Origin of the sequence: Paraburkholderia sp. IW21 (assembly GCF_041321145.1) — a bacterium.
Classification (GTDB): Bacteria; Pseudomonadota; Gammaproteobacteria; order Burkholderiales; family Burkholderiaceae; genus Paraburkholderia.
Window position 1 is genome coordinate 304,611 of sequence record NZ_JBGGWA010000006.1, and the last position, 16,577, is coordinate 321,187.

At 59.9% G+C, this 16,577-nt stretch carries 14 protein-coding genes and 2 pseudogenes; 7 read left to right on the forward strand and 9 right to left on the reverse strand.

Translation table 11 applies throughout. The features are described 5' to 3' along the window. Positions 1-37 precede the first annotated feature (37 nt). Entirely contained in the window at positions 38-889 is an 852-nt protein-coding gene (locus ACAX43_RS17080) for an aldo/keto reductase (protein ID WP_370709712.1), read from the reverse strand. A 207-nt stretch (positions 890-1,096) separates the two neighbouring features. Between ACAX43_RS17080 and ACAX43_RS17085 the strand changes: the two are divergent. Together ACAX43_RS17085 and ACAX43_RS17090 are read left to right on the forward strand one after the other, a co-directional pair. Next, positions 1,097-1,225 (forward strand): annotated as a pseudogene (locus tag ACAX43_RS17085) (LysR family transcriptional regulator); the annotation flags it as partial. Between the two features lie 204 nt (positions 1,226-1,429). Continuing rightward, positions 1,430-2,638 (forward strand): annotated as a pseudogene (locus ACAX43_RS17090) (DEAD/DEAH box helicase); the annotation flags it as partial. 84 nt (positions 2,639-2,722) lie between these two features. Here the strand turns inward: ACAX43_RS17090 and ACAX43_RS17095 are convergent. Together ACAX43_RS17095 and ACAX43_RS17100 are read right to left on the reverse strand one after the other, a co-directional pair. After that, positions 2,723-4,093, reverse strand: coding sequence for an FAD-binding oxidoreductase (locus ACAX43_RS17095; RefSeq protein ID WP_370709586.1), 1,371 nt, complete (start codon positions 4,091-4,093; stop codon positions 2,723-2,725). 699 nt (positions 4,094-4,792) lie between these two features. Continuing rightward, positions 4,793-5,791, reverse strand: coding sequence for a methyltransferase (locus ACAX43_RS17100; RefSeq protein ID WP_370709587.1), 999 nt, complete (start codon positions 5,789-5,791; stop codon positions 4,793-4,795). A gap of 546 nt (positions 5,792-6,337) precedes the next feature. Between ACAX43_RS17100 and ACAX43_RS17105 the strand changes: the two genes are divergently transcribed. Both ACAX43_RS17105 and ACAX43_RS17110 read left to right on the forward strand, forming a co-directional pair. Continuing rightward, positions 6,338-6,511 carry a hypothetical protein gene (locus ACAX43_RS17105; RefSeq protein WP_370709588.1) on the forward strand — a complete coding sequence of 58 codons (174 nt, stop codon included), beginning with the start codon at positions 6,338-6,340 and terminating at the stop codon, positions 6,509-6,511. A 44-nt stretch (positions 6,512-6,555) separates the two neighbouring features. Further along, on the forward strand, positions 6,556-6,792 hold the full coding sequence (locus ACAX43_RS17110; RefSeq protein WP_370709589.1) for a hypothetical protein: 237 nt from the start codon (positions 6,556-6,558) through the stop codon (positions 6,790-6,792). Positions 6,793-6,981: 189 nt separating this feature from the next. Here the strand turns inward: ACAX43_RS17110 and ACAX43_RS17115 are convergent, their stop codons facing one another. Together ACAX43_RS17115 and ACAX43_RS17120 are read right to left on the reverse strand one after the other, a co-directional pair. Continuing rightward, positions 6,982-7,668 carry an oxidoreductase gene (locus tag ACAX43_RS17115; RefSeq protein ID WP_370709590.1) on the reverse strand — a complete coding sequence of 229 codons (687 nt, stop codon included), beginning with the start codon at positions 7,666-7,668 and terminating at the stop codon, positions 6,982-6,984. 475 nt (positions 7,669-8,143) lie between these two features. Then, positions 8,144-8,695: a cytochrome P450 gene (locus tag ACAX43_RS17120; RefSeq protein WP_370709591.1), complete on the reverse strand. Its 552-nt coding sequence runs from the start codon at positions 8,693-8,695 to the stop codon at positions 8,144-8,146. 247 nt (positions 8,696-8,942) lie between these two features. Here ACAX43_RS17120 and ACAX43_RS17125 point away from each other — a divergent pair, with 247 nt between their 5' ends. Next, complete coding sequence (locus tag ACAX43_RS17125; protein ID WP_370709713.1) at positions 8,943-9,419, forward strand: RidA family protein; 477 nt, start codon at positions 8,943-8,945, stop codon at positions 9,417-9,419. Positions 9,420-9,516: 97 nt separating this feature from the next. Here ACAX43_RS17125 and ACAX43_RS17130 read toward each other — a convergent pair whose 3' ends face one another. Together ACAX43_RS17130 and ACAX43_RS17135 are read right to left on the reverse strand one after the other, a co-directional pair. Continuing rightward, the gene (locus tag ACAX43_RS17130; protein ID WP_370709592.1) at positions 9,517-11,283 is read right to left on the reverse strand and encodes a 3-(methylthio)propionyl-CoA ligase; all 1,767 of its coding nucleotides are present in this window, start codon (positions 11,281-11,283) and stop codon (positions 9,517-9,519) included. 349 nt (positions 11,284-11,632) lie between these two features. Continuing rightward, on the reverse strand, positions 11,633-12,538 hold the full coding sequence (locus ACAX43_RS17135) for a LysR family transcriptional regulator (RefSeq protein WP_370709593.1): 906 nt from the start codon (positions 12,536-12,538) through the stop codon (positions 11,633-11,635). A gap of 99 nt (positions 12,539-12,637) precedes the next feature. Between ACAX43_RS17135 and ACAX43_RS17140 the strand changes: the two genes are divergently transcribed. Next, entirely contained in the window at positions 12,638-14,011 is a 1,374-nt protein-coding gene (locus ACAX43_RS17140) for an SGNH/GDSL hydrolase family protein (RefSeq protein WP_370709594.1), read from the forward strand. Positions 14,012-14,155: 144 nt separating this feature from the next. On the opposite strand, the gene ACAX43_RS17145 is transcribed toward ACAX43_RS17140, so the two are convergent. Then, positions 14,156-14,422: a DUF4148 domain-containing protein gene (locus ACAX43_RS17145; RefSeq protein ID WP_370709595.1), complete on the reverse strand. Its 267-nt coding sequence runs from the start codon at positions 14,420-14,422 to the stop codon at positions 14,156-14,158. 284 nt (positions 14,423-14,706) lie between these two features. Between ACAX43_RS17145 and ACAX43_RS17150 the strand changes: the two genes are divergently transcribed. Continuing rightward, positions 14,707-15,432 carry a DeoR/GlpR family DNA-binding transcription regulator gene (locus tag ACAX43_RS17150; protein ID WP_370709596.1) on the forward strand — a complete coding sequence of 242 codons (726 nt, stop codon included), beginning with the start codon at positions 14,707-14,709 and terminating at the stop codon, positions 15,430-15,432. 75 nt (positions 15,433-15,507) lie between these two features. Here ACAX43_RS17150 and ACAX43_RS17155 read toward each other — a convergent pair whose 3' ends face one another. Beyond that, the gene (locus ACAX43_RS17155) at positions 15,508-16,566 is read right to left on the reverse strand and encodes an ABC transporter permease (protein ID WP_370709597.1); all 1,059 of its coding nucleotides are present in this window, start codon (positions 16,564-16,566) and stop codon (positions 15,508-15,510) included. Between the last annotated feature and the right edge of the window lie 11 nt (positions 16,567-16,577).

Here is a 16,577-nt window from a genome sequence, read left to right on the forward strand (position 1 = left end):
CGACTTGCCTTGGTCGGACGGTCACTACGATTGCGCATCAGAGGCCAAGTTTGCGTTCGCTCATCCACTTCACGATCGCCGGATCGCGATGGGAGAAGAAGCTGCTTTTGCCAGTCTCCAGCGTTGCGACTGCCTGCATGTCTCCCTCGGGCAGCTCGAAGTCGAAGACAGCCAGGTTTTCCAGCATCCGCTCCTTCCGCACAGACTTCGCGAGAGCGACGATGCCGCGTTGAACCAGCCATCGCAGCACCACTTGCCCCACGGTCTTGCCGTGGCGCTGCGCAATCGCCACCAGTTGTTCGTTCTCGAACAGGTTGTTCCGCCCTTCGGCGAAGGGCGCCCAAGCCTCCGCCTGCACGCCAGGCTCGCGCATGAACTCGACGCTTTCGGCTTGCTGGTGAAAGGGATTGACCTCGATCTGATTGACGGCCGGGGTGACCTCGTTGAAAGCCGTGATGTCCATGAGACGGTCTGGCTGGAAGTTGCTCAGTCCGATCGCACGCAGCTTGCCAGCGCGATGCGCCTCCTCCATCGCCCGCCACGCGCCGTGAACGTCCGAGAACGGCTGGTGGATCAGGAACAGATCGAGGTAGTCGAGGTCTAGCCGCTTCAGCGACTTGTCGATGGCCACTTGAGCACGTTCATAGCCAGCGTCCTCGACCCACAGCTTGCTGGTGACGAAAAGCTGGTCGCGGGGTACTCCACAACGCTTGATGCCACGGCCGGTTGCCTCCTCGTTCTTATAGGACGCGGCGGTGTCGATGAGGCGATAGCCCGCCTGCACAGCGTCCACGACACAGCGTTCGCACTCCGCCTCGTCGGCGATCTGGAAGACGCCGTAGCCGAGGATCGGCATCTTCATCCCATTGTTCAGGGTTACGTGTTGCATGGTCTGTCCTTGGTGTTGAAAGTCGTTGGCGGTATCCAAGATGCGCTCTTTGCAGTAGATGACGAGGGTTATAGTCCAATGTCCATTACTTTAGGCTTTCCAGTTTCAAGCCACTAGCCGATTGCGACTTGCACCAGTATCAAGCTTGGGTTGATACTGGGCAGCCCGCGCGACGCTTCGGTCCGCGCTTAAGCAAAAGAATTGATCATGCCCATCAACGACTTCAAGGCCATCGCGACATTCGCCAAAGCAGTGGAACTCGGCAGCATCCGGCAGGCTGCGCTGGCCCAAGGCGTCACGCCCCAGGCGGCCAGTCAGGCCATCGCACAGCTGGAATCATCAGACCGATGATGGGGTTCAAGGATTTCGATGCAGGCGCGCGCGTGGCTGGTTGCGCGGTCACTGGCGCGTTTGCTGTTGATGCAATTGGGGCTGGCGCTGCTGGCAGTGCTGCTCATCGGTGTCTCATGATACAGCTTGCCGGCGCGGCGCAATCAGGCGGTGACCGTTAGAATTGCGGCTTTAGCCCGGAATACGCGAATGTCTTTTGCCTCGCTTGGCCTGATCGATCCCTTGCTGCGTAATGTGCAGGACCTCAATTACCAGACACCTACGCCGGTGCAGGCCAAGGCGATTCCTGCTGTGCTCAGTGGCAAGGACGTCATGGCCGCGGCACAGACCGGCACTGGCAAAACGGCGGGTTTTGCGCTGCCGCTGTTGCAACGGCTGGTGCAACACGGCCCGGCGGTGTCCAGCAACCGCGCGCGTGTTCTGGTGCTGGTGCCCACGCGTGAACTGGCCGAACAAGTGCTGCAAAGCTTTATCGATTACGGCAAAGGCCTCGACTTACGATTTCTGGCCGCCTACGGCGGTGTGAGTATTAACCCGCAGATGATGACGTTGCGCAAAGGCGTGGATGTGCTCGTCGCCACGCCGGGCCGTTTGCTCGATCTCAATCGCCAGAACGCAGTGCAGTTTGATCAAGTACAAACGCTGGTGCTGGATGAAGCCGACCGCATGCTGGATCTGGGCTTTGCGCGCGAACTCAACGCCGTCTTTGCTGCCTTGCCCGCTCAGCGCCAGACCCTGCTGTTCTCTGCCACGTTTACCGATGATATCCGCGCCATGGCGGCGGGCATTCTGCGCGGCCCGGTCAATATCAGCGTCAGCCCACCCAATTCCACGGTCAGCAAGATCAAGCAGTGGGTGGTGCCGGTGGATAAAAAGAACAAGCCTGACCTCTTCATGCACCTTGTGGCTGAGAACAACTGGCAGCACGCGCTGGTGTTCGTCAAAACCCGCAATGGCGTGGATTACCTGGCGGCCATGCTGGATGAAGCGGGCTATGCGGTCGACACCATCCACGGCGACAAACCGCAACCCGCGCGCCTGCGTGCGCTGGAGCGCTTCAAGACGGGCCAAGTACATATGCTGGTAGCCACCGACGTAGCTGCGCGCGGGCTGGATATCGACGACCTGCCGCTGGTGATCAACGTTGATCTGCCGATCGTGGCGCAAGACTATGTGCACCGTATTGGCCGTACCGGCCGCGCGGGCGCCAGCGGCGTGGCGGTGTCCCTTGTGTGTGCCGATGAAGCGCCGCAACTGGCCGCGATTGAAGCGCTGATCCGGCAAACGCTGCCCCGTGAAGAAGAGCCGGGTTTTGAAGCCGAACACCGCGTGCCGCAAACTAGCGCGACGGGCCAGATCATCAAGAAACCCAAAAAGCCCAAGAAGCCGAAAGTGCCGTAAGCTGCGCGCGACACATGCAAGTCAGCCCGCGCCGACGACGGCAATGTCGGCGGCGCGGGCGGGCGAAGCCGTGCGCGTGATTCACGCTTTCGGTTTAATGTTCTGGTTGACTCGGAATAGGTTATTGGGATCGTACTTTGCCTTGATCGAGGCAAGGCGCTTGTAGTTGTCGCCGTAGCTTAGTTCGACGCGGTTCTCGGCCTCGTCGGCGTCCATGAAGTTGACGTAAACGCCTTCCAGATTGAACGGATGGATGGCCTCCCAGTAGGCACGCCCCCAGGTCTTAAGCGCCTCGGCGTCCTTGGGATCGGCGCTGATCGCGGCAATTACCATCGAAAAAGACGCGTCCCGCGCGCTCCACGGCGTGGCGTCCTTGGGAACCCGCCGAACGGCACCGTCTATGGGGTAAAGGTGCATCAGGCAGAAGGGGGTCGGTGCCTTGAGCGCGTTAGCGATGTGCACGTCGATCGCCTCGTCAGGCAGCGCCTTGACAAAGTCGCCCTTCCAGTACCACTGCAAGCCTTTAGGGAAGAACGGGTCGAACAGACTGTTGATGGCAGTCCACGGCATCTCGCCCATCCAGTTGAACAGCGGGGCGGGCAGTTTCTCGAGCAGCGATGCCATGAGCTTCTGACCCTCTGCGATCGGCCCGTTGAAAGCACCGATCAGCGCACAGGCGCGTGTGTTCCAGTGCTCCTTAGGGAAGGGATCGGTTGGAGGCACGGTTTTGAGGCCGACAAATAGGCCAAGCTCTTCGGGGGCGTTTGGGATGAAGTCGCGGTACGTTGCCATAACTTGCCTCGCGTCCTTGGCGTCCCAGAAAATCGGACCAGCGAACACCATTTTGGCTTGGTGGGCCTGAAATAGAAAGCTCGTTACCACGCCGAAGTTACCGCCGCCACCGCGCACCGCCCAGAAGAGGTCAACGTGCTTGTCCTTGCTAGCGGTGACGAAAGAGCCGTCGGCCAGCACTACATCCACCTCGAGCAAATTGTCGACCGTGAGGCCGTGCTTGCGTGTCAAATAGCCGGTTCCTCCGCCCAAGGTCAGACCTGCGACGCCCGTGCTGCCGACGATGCCAAGCGGTACGGCGAGGCCAAAGGCGTGGGTCGCGTGATCGAGATCCGCTGCAGTGCAGCCTGGATCGACGCGCACAGTGCGGCTCGCCGGATCGACGCGCACGCCGCGCATCTCCGACAGGTCGATGACCAGCCCGCCGTCGCAACTGCCCAAACCGGGGCCGTTGTGTCCGCCTCCGCGGATGGCGAGAAGCAGCTCGTTATCGCGCGCGTAGTTGACCGCCGCTATGACATCGGCAGCGTCGGTGCAGCGAGCGATCACCTTGGGCCGCTTGTCGATCATGCCGTTGTACAGCGCTCGCGCCTCGTCGTAGCCCTTGTCTGACGGATCGATCAGCCTTCCGCGAAATTCCTGAATCGCAAATTCGCTCATGACGCTGCCTCCTTGAAGAGTAAATCCATCGCGCGCCCGCGCGACGACGATGCCGTACCCAGAAGCCTCGCGCCGACCCGTTGACAGAACGACATCGGACGCTTGGCATCAAGCGGCATTTACGCACCTATCTGGTAGCCGTTCGCAAGCCTTAGCCTTGTAACTCACTTGATGAAAAGCATAGTGCTCCGACGCAATTGCCGGAAGGAACTTCCGATTGACGATGCTGACAGTAAGACGAGCGAGCAATCAGTCGAATGAAACCCGACCCATCGTCGGCCGCTCTTTGACCCAGAAGAAAAAAGGGGCGCGTCCAATCGGAGACTCACCGGCCAGACGGTTTTGAAGCGTCCGACGCAGCCTCAAGGGAGACTTCTACCGGGAATGGTTGCGCCGCAAGCGCGTGCCCAAGGCGAACGTGGCACAGATCGTAATTAGTAGCTTAGCGAGCGTAAATTACAACCGCTCAGCCACAGTCCAGCCGTCGACGGGTAGCGCCTGCGGCTACGCTCCGGGCCGTGGATGCGCTGTCAGGATATCCGGGAGTGATCTCATATGAATTTCAATCTGGCTGGCGCCGTATACATGCACAGCCTGACCTCGCCCGACGCCCTCGCGGCAGCGTGCGATGGCGCTGCTCTCACGTAGGCCCAGTTCGTGACTGACTCCGCCCGGCGTCGCGCAGAACCAGCCAGCGTGCTACTCAAATGTGATGAGACTTTCCGGCGAAGGCGGCAGCGGCGCTACGCTGACCTTTGAAAACCCCGCCGCGCTGCCCATTTCCTCGAATTCGCGCACAGTGTACGCATCACCTCGTGGTGTGGACGCAAGCATCACGAAGGAGAACGCAGCGGCGAACGGTGGCGACACGCGATCCTCATCAGGAACGAAATCCACCGCGAGTACTCGCCCTCCGGGGCTGAGGCTCCTGCGTACCTTCGAGAGCAGTTCTACGCAGGTTGGCCGATCGAAGTGGTGCAGGAAATTCGTGATCAGCGCGAGATCGAAATCCGTTCCCCATTCGACGTCAAACGCGCTGCCCGCGATCGTGCGATGGCGCGCACTCACACCGGCCGCCGCAGCATTTTCCTTCGCGACCTCCAATACCGCCTGCCAGTCGGTCGCCACGACTTCTGCGCCGGGGACGGCCTTGGCGATCGCGATTCCGAATACCCCGTGCCCGGCGGCAATATCGAGCACGCGCTTCGGTGCTTGCGGCCATGTGCCCACTTGTTGAGCGATGTTCTGAGCGGTTGGCGCCACAAAAGGCACCATCGCGCGCGCGAATTTCACCCAGACGGGGTGGTCGGGTGCCATGTTGCCCAGCCCCACGGATCCGCCGTTGCGAACGAACGCAACCGGATCGTCCAGCCAGAGTGCCATCATTTCGGGGGCCGCTAGAAAATCGACGATGCTTCCTATCCAGGCCGGCGAGGAGGTCGTCAGGAACGCGGAAGTCGAGGGTGTCAATCGATAGCATCCCGCCTCTTTCTGCAGAAACCCCTGCACGGTCAGGTAATCGCACAGCATGCGTATCCCGCGCTCGGAGGCCTGCACGCGGCTCGATATGCGCGAGAGCTCGCCATTCTCATTCTCGATCGCGGTGAATAGATCGAGCGCAACTGCGGCTTTCACCGCAGCGGTCTTCTGATATCCGCTTACGGCATCTAGGAAAGCTTGCGGAGAGATGTCATCCATGATCAAAGTCCTTTCGCGAAATATCCTGCGAGCAGAATTCAGACCGCGTCTTTTCCGGCGAAAGATCGTGGATCGGCGCGCGGCTCTTCCACCTGAGCAGGCTGACTAGGGGGCGGTTATCTATGATAGGCCGATAGCCGCCCAATCGCTTCAAGCGTAGGGCCTCTGGTCGCGGCAGATCGCAAGCGGGAGCGATTTTCGAAGTGCGCCGGGTCCGGGTCGACATCAGCCATATATGCCACTTCTGACGTGGGACGCACGGGCAGAAAGTTCCGAGTAGATGAACCGGCATTCGGAAATTCTGAAGTGATTCGCCATTTGATTGAGCGGAACGAACTTGGTGCCGTGACGCTGCCAAAGCCCGTCAGGGCTTCCGGAACCCCCGTGGGTAACCCGCCCATGCCGCTACCGCCAACCCCGCATCGACCGGGCAGGGTAACGGAACGCTTCGACCTCGATTACGTCCGAGGGCTGGCCCGGAATCTGCGCAGCCTTGGGGGGGCCGCAGTCTCGCGCGGCCCATTCACTCACAATCGAGGAATCTCCATGACCGATCCCCGCAACATCGCGCACGATAAGAAAGTGCAGCAGGAAAAGAAACATCACGGCGAAGGCATCGCGCCCGACGCCGAACATGCTCCGCAGCCGGGAAAGAAGCCGCACATCAAGCATGAAGAAACGAAGGACGAAACCTCACCCACTGACGAAGCCGGCAGCTAGGCTTCGCGCCCGGGCATGTCCCGGGACCTACAGGAGTACATCGCATGACCAAGGAAATTCGCTCCGCCAAGGAGATCCAGCAGGCGATCAACACGAAGCTCGAAGCGGCCGGACTTGGCCCGACCTATCGCGTCGGCTTGCCCGCGCGGCTCGTCCCGGCCGCCCCCGATGGTCACAACTGGCATTTCATCGATGTCTTAACGGGCGGCGTGGACGAGATCACTACGGTGACCGCCGTGCTCTCCGACGCACGTCGCCAATACGTCATGGACGACGATTAAGCGCGCCGCCAATGCAGCGAACGCATCCCAGCCAGTGTTCGGGTGCCTGGCTCCTCGCCTTTCGTCGATTTGTGCCGAAGCTTCGGGTAGCGCTGATCACTGTCAGGCAGTGACCGGCCCGTATCCGGCGGCAACAGCAATACGAAACAAAAATCAGCATCAGCGCGTGCCTTAGAAAAGACGCGACTATTAATTTTTTCTGTCACCCAAGACAATTCTGTGGATATTGGCCGGATACACCCAGTCGTGAGCTTGTTGCTCGATGAGATCCATAAATGCGGGGGGACCACTGCAGTAGATCTGAGTGTTCGCATGTGCCGGGCTCATCGCGTGAGAAGTTGTTTGCGCTAATCGGTCAGCATCCAAACCAAAATGGTGATGGACCCCGCCTTCGCTTTTAAGCGCGTCAAGTTCTTCGCGAAAGACTGCACGTTCCGGTGATCGGGCGAAGTTGTGCAGTTCGAACACTTGACCCGCCGAGGCAAGTCGATTCGCGATTCCGGCGATCGATGCCGCGCCGACACCTCCAGCAAAAAGTATCGATCGTGCGCAACCGTCTAAAATAACTGTAGGACTCCGTGGCGCTCCGACAAACGCTTCGTCTCCTTGACTCAACGAAATGTCAGCTGTTTTTGTGTTCGTGTCGCCATCATCCTGTCTCACGGCGATTACATATGCACGTGGCCGAGGCGTAAAACAGCACAGGGGATAAATTCTCTCCTTATAGACGACGTTGTCGAGAACAACTGTGACGCAAGCCCCATCGTCAAACGACGGAAGCTCCAATCGGGACCTGGTTTGAAGTTCAACGGCATGGTAATTCTCAGCAAGTTGCCATTTCCGAGTAACGATAACTGAGAGGAGGTTGTCGTGCATGTCTTCTCCAACGGGACCTTCGTCTTCCGAAATCGGAAGTTCGTCGGTGTACGGATTGCATGAGATGGCCGGTCCACGAAACGGTTGGAAGGACGGCTGAATGTCAGATTCAGGTTAGGGCGGAAGATATTCACCAGCAAGGCGTTCAGCGCGAATACCACTTATATAACTACGCTGATAGTCCTCTGCGGCACTCGGGTTAACACTCGTGAGAATTATCTCTGTCACGAATCCGTCGAAGGGGTGGCCGTTGGCTCAGTGCGCGCGCGAGCTGATGAAATCTTCCTGGTCCGTGCCGACAGATGCACCGGCATAGCACTTGGGACCATCGTGAAGGCAGTGACCTCTCGATCAGGGTCGAACTGCAAGGGATTCAGAAAATTGCGTGCGTCGAGCGTGGCGGGCCGATTCAGGAAAAAACATTTTCGTGCCAGCCGGTAGCATGATGTCGGCGAGTCACATGTTTCCCAATGGCTCAAACGTATTCACTGCGAAGCCACGCTATCGAATTCGCTGTCGTGTCTTCGCCTGCAAGCAATAGCGTCAGTACATTTGCAGCGACCTGGTCGTGGGTTATATCGGATGCTGGCGCATCGCGCATGACCAGCATCGCTTCAAGGAGATGACGTGGCGACTCCGACGGTTCATCGCGCATTCGTTCACGTGCCCGGCTCATCATATTTCGCACGTATCGATGAACTTCGATCAGAGAGCGGTCGAGTTCGCGGTCCCGAGGGAGTTTCACATATCGCCAGTATGGAAAAGGCGCGTTGATACGCTTCATCAACATCGGAAAGATGAGCGCGAGATGCTCCTGTATGACACCACGGTTTTTTTCAAGCGCTCTCGGATCTTCGCCAAAAGCAAGAGCACTGGTGACATCCACCGTGTAGCGCTTGAGATCGTCAGTCATCTCGACTACCTTTCCGTGCGCCGCTGCGCATTGCCAACGTAGATAAAACCTCTCCGTGATGGCCTTAAGACTGGGATAAAACGCTTTGATATGCGGGATGGACACCGAATGCATATCAGCTTTCGTTAAGGCGCCCACGCTGCGCCCTCGGCAGAAAAGAGCCGTTAGAGCCGATCTCCTCCAGAACCGACTCTATCGATGCATAGCGGCGATACCGGTGCGGACGCTCGCGCATAATGGTTTGGCATAGCTCTGGATCTGTCCACACCGTCACCGGCATTCAAAAGAACCAACGGCTGCACCGGCAAGGCGAAACTCCGAGGAGACGATCATGGCGCGAATCGAAGCGAAGTTGGCGGAAATGGGCTTGACGTTGCCTCAGCCGCTACAGATTCCGGCAAACATACGCATGTCCTTGCCCTTTGCATGGGTCCGTGTACGAGGCGCACGAGCTTTCGTTTCAGGACACGTTCCGCTAAACGTCGACGGGACAATTGCGCAACCGGTCGGCAGAGTTGGCGCTGAAATTTCAGTGGACGAAGGCTACGCAGCGGCACGCCTTGTGGCGCTCGCGCAGTTGGCGAGCCTGCAGAAAGAGCTTGGAGACCTGGATCGCATTACCGCATGGCTGCGCGTCTTCGCGATGGTGAATGTCGCGCCCGGCTTCGATCAGATGCCAAAGATCGCGAATGGCTTCTCTGATCTTATTCTTGAAGTATTTGGACCCGACATTGGCACGCATTCTCGCTCGGCAGTCGGCGTGGCGCTTCCTCTAAACGTGCCAGTCGAGTGCGAGGCCGAACTCGAGATCGACGGCGGGGAGCGCAGCCTCGTGTGAAATCCGAGTGGCCGCTCTACCGTGGCAGAGACATGCGACGCTTAGGGCAGAGACCGTTAAGGGTTATTCGATGCCTGCATCGAATAACCCTTAACGGCTACGGCCAGTTGCACCAAATGGCGGTGCGGTGGCGGTCCCTTTGACAGCCTCCTTCCGATTTTTCCGCCGCAGGTTTCGACCCGGCGCCTCCCGTTGCGCGCTCGTCGGCAAGCGGAAAGTTCTCAACTTCGAACGCCGACGGCAGCACGTGATCGCAGAACTGCTCGCGCAGCTTCAGTTTGTGCAACTTGCCAACGGCCGTATGCGGCAATTCGTTGACGAAGACAACGTCATCTGGCATCCACCACTTCGCGACCTTGCCCTCGTAGAACGCGAGCAGTTCGTCGCGCGTGACCTCCGCGTCCTTGCGTTTGACGACGACGAGCAGCGGCCGCTGCAGCCACTTCGGATGGGCGCAGGCGATGCAGGCCGCCTCTGCGACGGCCGGATGCGCGATCGCGATGTTCTCGATTTCGATCGAACTGATCCACTCGCCTCCGGACTTGATCACATCCTTGCTGCGGTCGGTGATGCGCATGAAACCGTCCGGGTCGATCGTGGCCACGTCGCCAGTCGGAAACCAGCCGTCGACGAGCGGCGAGTCATCCTTCTGGAAATACCGCTTGATCACCCACGGACCGCGCGTGTGCAGTTCCCCGAACGCGACGCCGTCCCACGGCAGATCGCGCCCATCGTCGCCGACGATCTTCATGTCCACGCCGTAGATCACGTGCCCCTGTTTTTCGCGCAGCCTGCGCTGCTCTTCCGGCGGCCGCTGTGATTGTTCCCAGTTGAGTTTTGCGAGCGTGCCGAGCGGTGACATCTCGGTCATGCCCCATCCGTGAATGGCTTCGACGCCGTATTCCTCGAAGGTGCGCAGCATCGCCGGCGGACACGCGGACCCGCCGATCACCGCGCGTTGCAGTGACGACAACCGCACGCCCGCTTCCTTCATGTAGTTGAGCAGGCCAAGCCAGACGGTTGGCACGCCGGCGGAATACGTGACGCGCTCCGCCTGCATCAGTTCGAACAGGGATTTTCCGTCGAGATCCTTGCCCGGCAGGACGAGTTTCGCGCCCGTGAGCGGCGCGGCATGCGGCATGCCCCATGCATTCGCATGAAACATTGGCACGACGGGCAACACCGAGTCACGCGCCGATAGACACATCGCATCCGGCAGCGAACCGGCGTACGCATGCAGCACCGTCGAGCGATGCGAATACAGCGCGCCCTTTGGATTGCCTGTCGTGCCCGAGGTGTAACAAAGGTACGATGCCTGGCGCTCGTCGAGAAGTGGCCAGTCGAATGCGCCGCCGTGCGGTTTGAGCAACGTCTCGTAGCTGATGAGCGGTGTGGGCGTCTGTATCGCCGGCAGATGCGCGTCGTCGGCAAGCGCAATCCACCCACGCACCTTCGGGCAGAGGGGCGCAAGGCAATCGATCAGCTGCGCGAACGTCGTATCGAACAGCACGTAGCTGTCATCGGCGTCGTTGATGATCCATGCGATCTGCTCGGGGAAGAGCCGGGGGTTGATGGTATGGCAGACGGCCCCGAAGCCCGTGGTGCCGTAATAGGCTTCCAGATGGCGGTAACCGTTCCATGCCAGCGTGCCGATCCGTTCGCCCGGCTGCACATTCAGCGCGATAAGCGCCTGCGCCAGTTGCTTCGCGCGCTTTTCGCAGTCGCGATACGTGTAGCGATGCACGTCACCTTCGATGCGCTTTGACACGATCTCGGTCGTGCCGAAGTGACGTGACGCATGGGCCAGCAGTGAGGAAACCGTCAGCGGCACGTCCATCATCTGTCCGAGCAGCGGTGTCGTCATAGCCGAGTCTCCCTAATATTGTCGCGAACTCGGAATCGCGTAAGAGTGCTAGGAATATCGGACATGGCACCCACCCGGCAGCCGTGCCTTCCGGCTATTCAACATAGTTGAGGCCTGCGAGTGTTGCAAATAGATAAGATGGATATTGCTAATTTCTCGCGTCTGTAGCACCCGCAATCCGCGCACGGAGACTAGCCACGTGCATGTCAGACCGCAGTCGGCCAACAGGAAACGTTGGCCTCGACACTCACGAAGACGTTTGAATGGCGGCTCAACCCTTAACAACGGTCATTCCTGGACCGGTGCCGTCGGTTGCCTGTTCATGAAGGCAAGCCTGATTGCCGTTGTTTCAGTCAAGCCTCACGCGCTCCACAAGAAAATCCAGAAACGCGCGAACACGTAAAGGTAGATAGCCGCCCTGTCCAACGAAAACCGCGTGGATTTCCTCCATGTCGCCGGGGTTGAAGTCTTCCAGCACGGCAACAAGGCGACCATCCGCAATGTCGTCCCGCACCTGGAATGCAGCCAGGCGGGCCAGACCCAGTCCCGCCATTGCCAGGCCGCGCAATGCTTCGCCATTGCTGGCCTGCGCGTTGCCTGTGATGGGGACGGTCGTATGAACGTCGCCATCCTGCAGCGGCCAGCCTTGCTGCGCGCGGACATAGTTCGCACCCAGCAGGTTGTGTTGGTCTAACGCTTTTGGAGTAAGTGGGACTCCGTGGCGCGCCAGGTAAGCGGGTGCGCCCACGATCACCATGCGAGTCTCGCCGAGCTTGCGTGCCACCAGGGTCGAGCTCTTGAGTGGACCCGCCCGCACGGCAACATCGGTACGTTGTTCCAGGAGGTCCACCACCTCGTCGGTGAGCACGATGTCCAGCGCAACATCAGGATGGCACGCCAGAAATTCAGGAGCCAACGGCAGCAGGAAATGATGGCCGAACGGCACATTGGCGTTGACGCGGAGGCGGCCTCTCGGCGTGCCGTGGATGCTTGCACACCGCTCTGCCTCATCGAGGTCGGCCAGGACGCGCGTACCGCGCTCGTAGAAGACGCACCCTTCCGGTGTGAGCTGGAGCTTGCGTGTCGATCGATTGATCAGCCGGGTGCCAAGACGCTGTTCCAGCCGCGATACCAGCTTGCTGACTGCTGATGGCGTCATGCTGAATTCGCGTGCGGCCACCGAGAAGCCGCCTAATTCGACTGCCCGCACGAACACCTCAAGCTCGCCTGAGCGGTTGACTTCCAGTCTGGTCATGATGAGTTCAATTCATAGGTGTTTGTAGTTCAGTCAGTCTAGTCCATATACCGCTTTGTATTCAAAATCTGGCAGATATTGGCCAACGAATTCACAAGTATGGATATCTCCTCTTTTGCTATCTCCTCCGGTCCTCTCGCACGCACTAATCGGCTATCGCGTCTGACATCAACCCTGCTGGTGACTTCGCTCGTGGTCGGCGCATCTGCTGCCGGAGGACAGACCGTGCAGCCGTCTCCCCCCGCGAACTGGGTGGCAAGCTGGGCCGCCAGCCCCCAACCGACCTGGGGCGCAGATTTCCCATTCCCGACGAACATCCCTGCTCTTTTGCGCAATCAGACTGTCAGGCAGGTAGCGCGTATCAGTCTCGGAGGCACTCGCTTGCGGCTGGTGTTCTCGAATGCCTATGGCCAGAAGCCGCTGGTCGTCGGCCGCGCATCGGTGGCATTGAGCGGCCGAGGGCCGGGAATCCAAACACAATCCCTGCGGACAGTGACGTTTGGCGGCCGAACCTCGGCGACGATTCCCGCTGGTGCTCCGCTGCTAAGCGATCCGATCGACCTTGCGGTTCCAGCCATGGCGCATGTGACAGTCAGTGTTTACCTGCCGGCCAGCACGCCGACGACGACGTTTCACTGGGATAGCCGGCAAACGGCCTGGATCGCCGCAGGTGATCAGACCGCAGCCGCAACCATCGATGCAAGAAAAACCTCGACCGAGACCATCACGACCCGCACGCTGCTGACAGGCATCGAAGTAGAAGCCGATCAACCGGCGCCCCAGGCGGTGGCGGTGATCGGTGATTCCATTACCGACGGTAACGGCGCATCTGTTGATGCCGATTCTCGTTGGCCGGACTTCCTCGCGGCCAGATTTGACCCGCTCGGCGTCGCAGTGATTAACGCCGGCATCTCAGGTGCCCGGCTGCTCTCCGACAAGATGGGGGCCAATGCGCTGGCCCGTTTCCAGCGCGATGTACTCGACCAACCGGGCGTTCGTACAGCCATCGTCCTGCTGGGTATCAACGATATCAGCTGGCCAGGTACGGCCTTCGATCCCAAAGGACAGCCCGCGTCGCTGGATTCACTGGGGAACGGCTTTCGCCAGCTCATCGCGCAGGCTCACCGCCGGGGCGTCCGCATCATCGGAGTCACCCTGACGCCATTTCGCGGCGCTTTGCACGGTACACCGTTGGACAACTATTTCAATGCCGATAAGGACGCCTTGCGCCGGAGCCTGAACACATGGATACGTGAGAGCGGAGCCTTTGACGCTGTGCTGGATTTTGACCTTTTGGCGAAAGACAGAGAGGACCCGTCACGATTGAATCCCGCGTTTGACTCGGGGGACCACCTGCACCCTGGCGATGCAGGAAACCGTCTCCTGGCGAATGCTATTCCGCTTGATGTGTTGTTGCCGGAAATAGGCAAATCGGCGGCGGATCTGTCCAAAACTACCGTCAAGGGGTATTGAGATCATGCTGTTCACGATCGGCGGCCGGCGTTGGCGAGATGATCGAACATCCGGCGCCACGTGCGTTGTCCGAAGCCGGGATCACGGGCACCCGGGACGCCGTGCGGCGCGCAGCGCCGGACGGCGTCCCGTGCACATGCTCGCTCAATCCCCACCGCCATAGAGCTCATTCAGGCGATCCAGTGTGCCGTCCTTCTGGGCACGCAACAATTCCTGATAGACCTCCGCGCGTGTCTTGCCGAGGTGCGCACCGCTTTCACTGCCGCCAACGGATGTGCCGCCCACGGCGTCCGACGTCATCGTGGCGTTGCCGTCGGATGCCATTCTGGATGTATCAGCGTTGTCGCCCGCATGGGCGAGCGTGGCACACAACGCCAATGCGGCAATAGGGATCAAAGTCAGAGTCTTCATCGTATTCTCCAGCATGGTGCGTGGACATAACCCAGCGCTGAGCGATGCAACGCGGCATGCGCGGGGATTTCGTGCCGTTTCAATCGAGGCATCAAGCCTCGCTGCGGGGACGCGGCACGCTCCTGCAATACCTCCGCGGAATTTCCTTTATTCCCGCTTCCGTCGTCATATCGACCACGCAGAAACATCAAACCCGACTCGCCGCACAGACGACCTCTTGTTATAATTCTTTCACCAAATCGATCAAAACATAACGCCCTTCCACCCCGCGCGACAGGACCTCCATGCTGAAACCCGATCGCCTCCGCGCCCTCGCCGATGCGCTGGCCAAGCAAAACGTGATGCGCTTGCGGGATGCCGCCAGCCTGCTGGGTGTATCGGAGATGACTGTCCGGCGCGATATCGCAGGCAGTCCGGAACAATTCACGTATCTCGGCGGCTACATCGTCAGTGCGACTGACGTGCCGAACAACGCCGGCTATTCACTCGAAGAAGAGAAAGACCATTTCGCGCAGGCCAAGGCGGAAGCCTCTGCGATTGCGGCGGGACTCGTCGTCGATCACGAAACGATCTTTATCGATTGCGGCACGACACTTACCACGCTTGCACGATTGATTCCGGTCGAGCGCCATGTCACCGTCGTCTGCTATTCGTTGAATGTCGCGGAGATTCTGCGGCGCAAGCCGAATGTGCGGATGATTCTGCTGGGCGGCGTCTATGTGCCTTCTTCAGATTCGTTCGCGGGCGAAGAGAGTCTGGAGATGCTGCGTCGCATGGGGATCAACAAGGCCTTCATTTCCGCGGGCGGTGTGGATACCGCGCGCGGCGTCACGTGCTGGAATTTTCATGAAGTCGCCCTTAAGCAGGCGGCCATGGCCAGCGCGGTGGAACGGCATCTGGTGGTGGACCAGAGCAAGTTCGGCGTGGTGAAAGCAGTGCGCTTCTCGCAAGTCGACGACTTCGATTCCATCATCACCGAAAAAGGCCAGGCGTTCCGTAAGCGCAAATAGGTCCGCTTGCTGCGGGACGGAACGCGATGGAGCGCGATGAAGTCCGTCAAGCAGCAAGCCGGTGAACGGCCGCGTTCAGTTCTTGCGTTGCAACGCGAAGAGCGTCCCCGCGATCAGAATGAATGCGCCAATGATCACCTTCTGCCAGGTGCTCGGCACGCCGACCAGAATCAGCACGCTGTTAATGAGCGTGACGAGCGCGACACCCAGCAAGGTACCGGCCACCGTGCCCGTGCCGCCCGTGATGCGCGCCCCGCCCAGGATCACCGCGGCGATCACATCGAGTTCCGAGCCCACCAGATCGAACGGATTCGCCAGCCGATTGTTCGACACATGCAGAATGCCGGCTATGCCGGCCAGCATGCCGGTATAGCCGAACACGAACAGATGGATCGCGCGCAGGTTATAGCCGAGCCGCTCGGCAATCGCGAGACTGCCCCCCATCGCATAGACGCCCCGCCCCATCATCGTCCGGTTCAGCAGCCACCACGTGACCACCGCGGCCGCTATCAGCGCCAGCACCGAAACGGGCAGCACCGCGCGCAGGCCGTCACTCGTGTGATAGAAAAACAGCGGAATGCGACCGAAACGATCCATGCTGTGCGGAATGTTCATGAAGAACGACGTGCCGATAAAGGTCAGCAGCACGCCGCGAAACAGATACTGCGTGCCGATCGTGACGATCAGCGAAGGCGCTTTCAGGCGGTGTACCAGCAGGCCGTTGACAATGCCGAGCACCACCCCGCCCAGCGCGCCCGTGATCAGGATCAGCGCAAAGGGCGCGTCGGGCCACCAGGCGAACACCGCCTTGGTGATGGCGTACATCGTCAGCGCGGCGATCGCGGTGAACGAAACGTCGATGCCGCCGGACGCGAGCACAACGAGCGTGCCCAGTGCAAAAAGCGACGTCGTGGTGGCCGAATGCAGCAGATCGAAGAGCGTCGCGAGCTGGAAGAAGCGCGGATTGATCGCGCCGACAATCAGGCACGTCACCGCGATCAACGCGAGGGTGAACCATTCCGGATTCCGCGCCAACCTGGCCCGCAAGCCAGGCGGCTTGATTGCGGGTGCGACTTCGAGGACGGTTGGAGTGGTCATGGTCTGGTTCATGCGCGGATCGATGCGCGAGTTCATAAGTATGGACG

What these genes read in the sequence shown, in the direction of transcription:
- ACAX43_RS17125 (WP_370709713.1), top strand. Translation starts at nt 8,943, where the DNA reads ATGGGCTTGACGTTGCCTCAGCCGCTACAGATTCCGGCAAACATACGC.
- ACAX43_RS17130 (WP_370709592.1), bottom strand. Translation starts at nt 11,283, where the DNA reads ATGACGACACCGCTGCTCGGACAGATGATGGACGTGCCGCTGACGGTT.
- ACAX43_RS17150 (WP_370709596.1), top strand. Translation starts at nt 14,707, where the DNA reads ATGCTGAAACCCGATCGCCTCCGCGCCCTCGCCGATGCGCTGGCCAAG.
- ACAX43_RS17080 (WP_370709712.1), bottom strand. Translation starts at nt 889, where the DNA reads ATGCAACACGTAACCCTGAACAATGGGATGAAGATGCCGATCCTCGGC.
- ACAX43_RS17140 (WP_370709594.1), top strand. Translation starts at nt 12,638, where the DNA reads ATGGATATCTCCTCTTTTGCTATCTCCTCCGGTCCTCTCGCACGCACT.
- ACAX43_RS17135 (WP_370709593.1), bottom strand. Translation starts at nt 12,538, where the DNA reads ATGACCAGACTGGAAGTCAACCGCTCAGGCGAGCTTGAGGTGTTCGTG.
- ACAX43_RS17155 (WP_370709597.1), bottom strand. Translation starts at nt 16,566, where the DNA reads ATGAACTCGCGCATCGATCCGCGCATGAACCAGACCATGACCACTCCA.
- ACAX43_RS17110 (WP_370709589.1), top strand. Translation starts at nt 6,556, where the DNA reads ATGACCAAGGAAATTCGCTCCGCCAAGGAGATCCAGCAGGCGATCAAC.
- ACAX43_RS17115 (WP_370709590.1), bottom strand. Translation starts at nt 7,668, where the DNA reads ATGCACGACAACCTCCTCTCAGTTATCGTTACTCGGAAATGGCAACTT.
- ACAX43_RS17105 (WP_370709588.1), top strand. Translation starts at nt 6,338, where the DNA reads ATGACCGATCCCCGCAACATCGCGCACGATAAGAAAGTGCAGCAGGAA.
- ACAX43_RS17145 (WP_370709595.1), bottom strand. Translation starts at nt 14,422, where the DNA reads ATGAAGACTCTGACTTTGATCCCTATTGCCGCATTGGCGTTGTGTGCC.
- ACAX43_RS17120 (WP_370709591.1), bottom strand. Translation starts at nt 8,695, where the DNA reads ATGCATTCGGTGTCCATCCCGCATATCAAAGCGTTTTATCCCAGTCTT.
- ACAX43_RS17100 (WP_370709587.1), bottom strand. Translation starts at nt 5,791, where the DNA reads ATGGATGACATCTCTCCGCAAGCTTTCCTAGATGCCGTAAGCGGATAT.
- ACAX43_RS17095 (WP_370709586.1), bottom strand. Translation starts at nt 4,093, where the DNA reads ATGAGCGAATTTGCGATTCAGGAATTTCGCGGAAGGCTGATCGATCCG.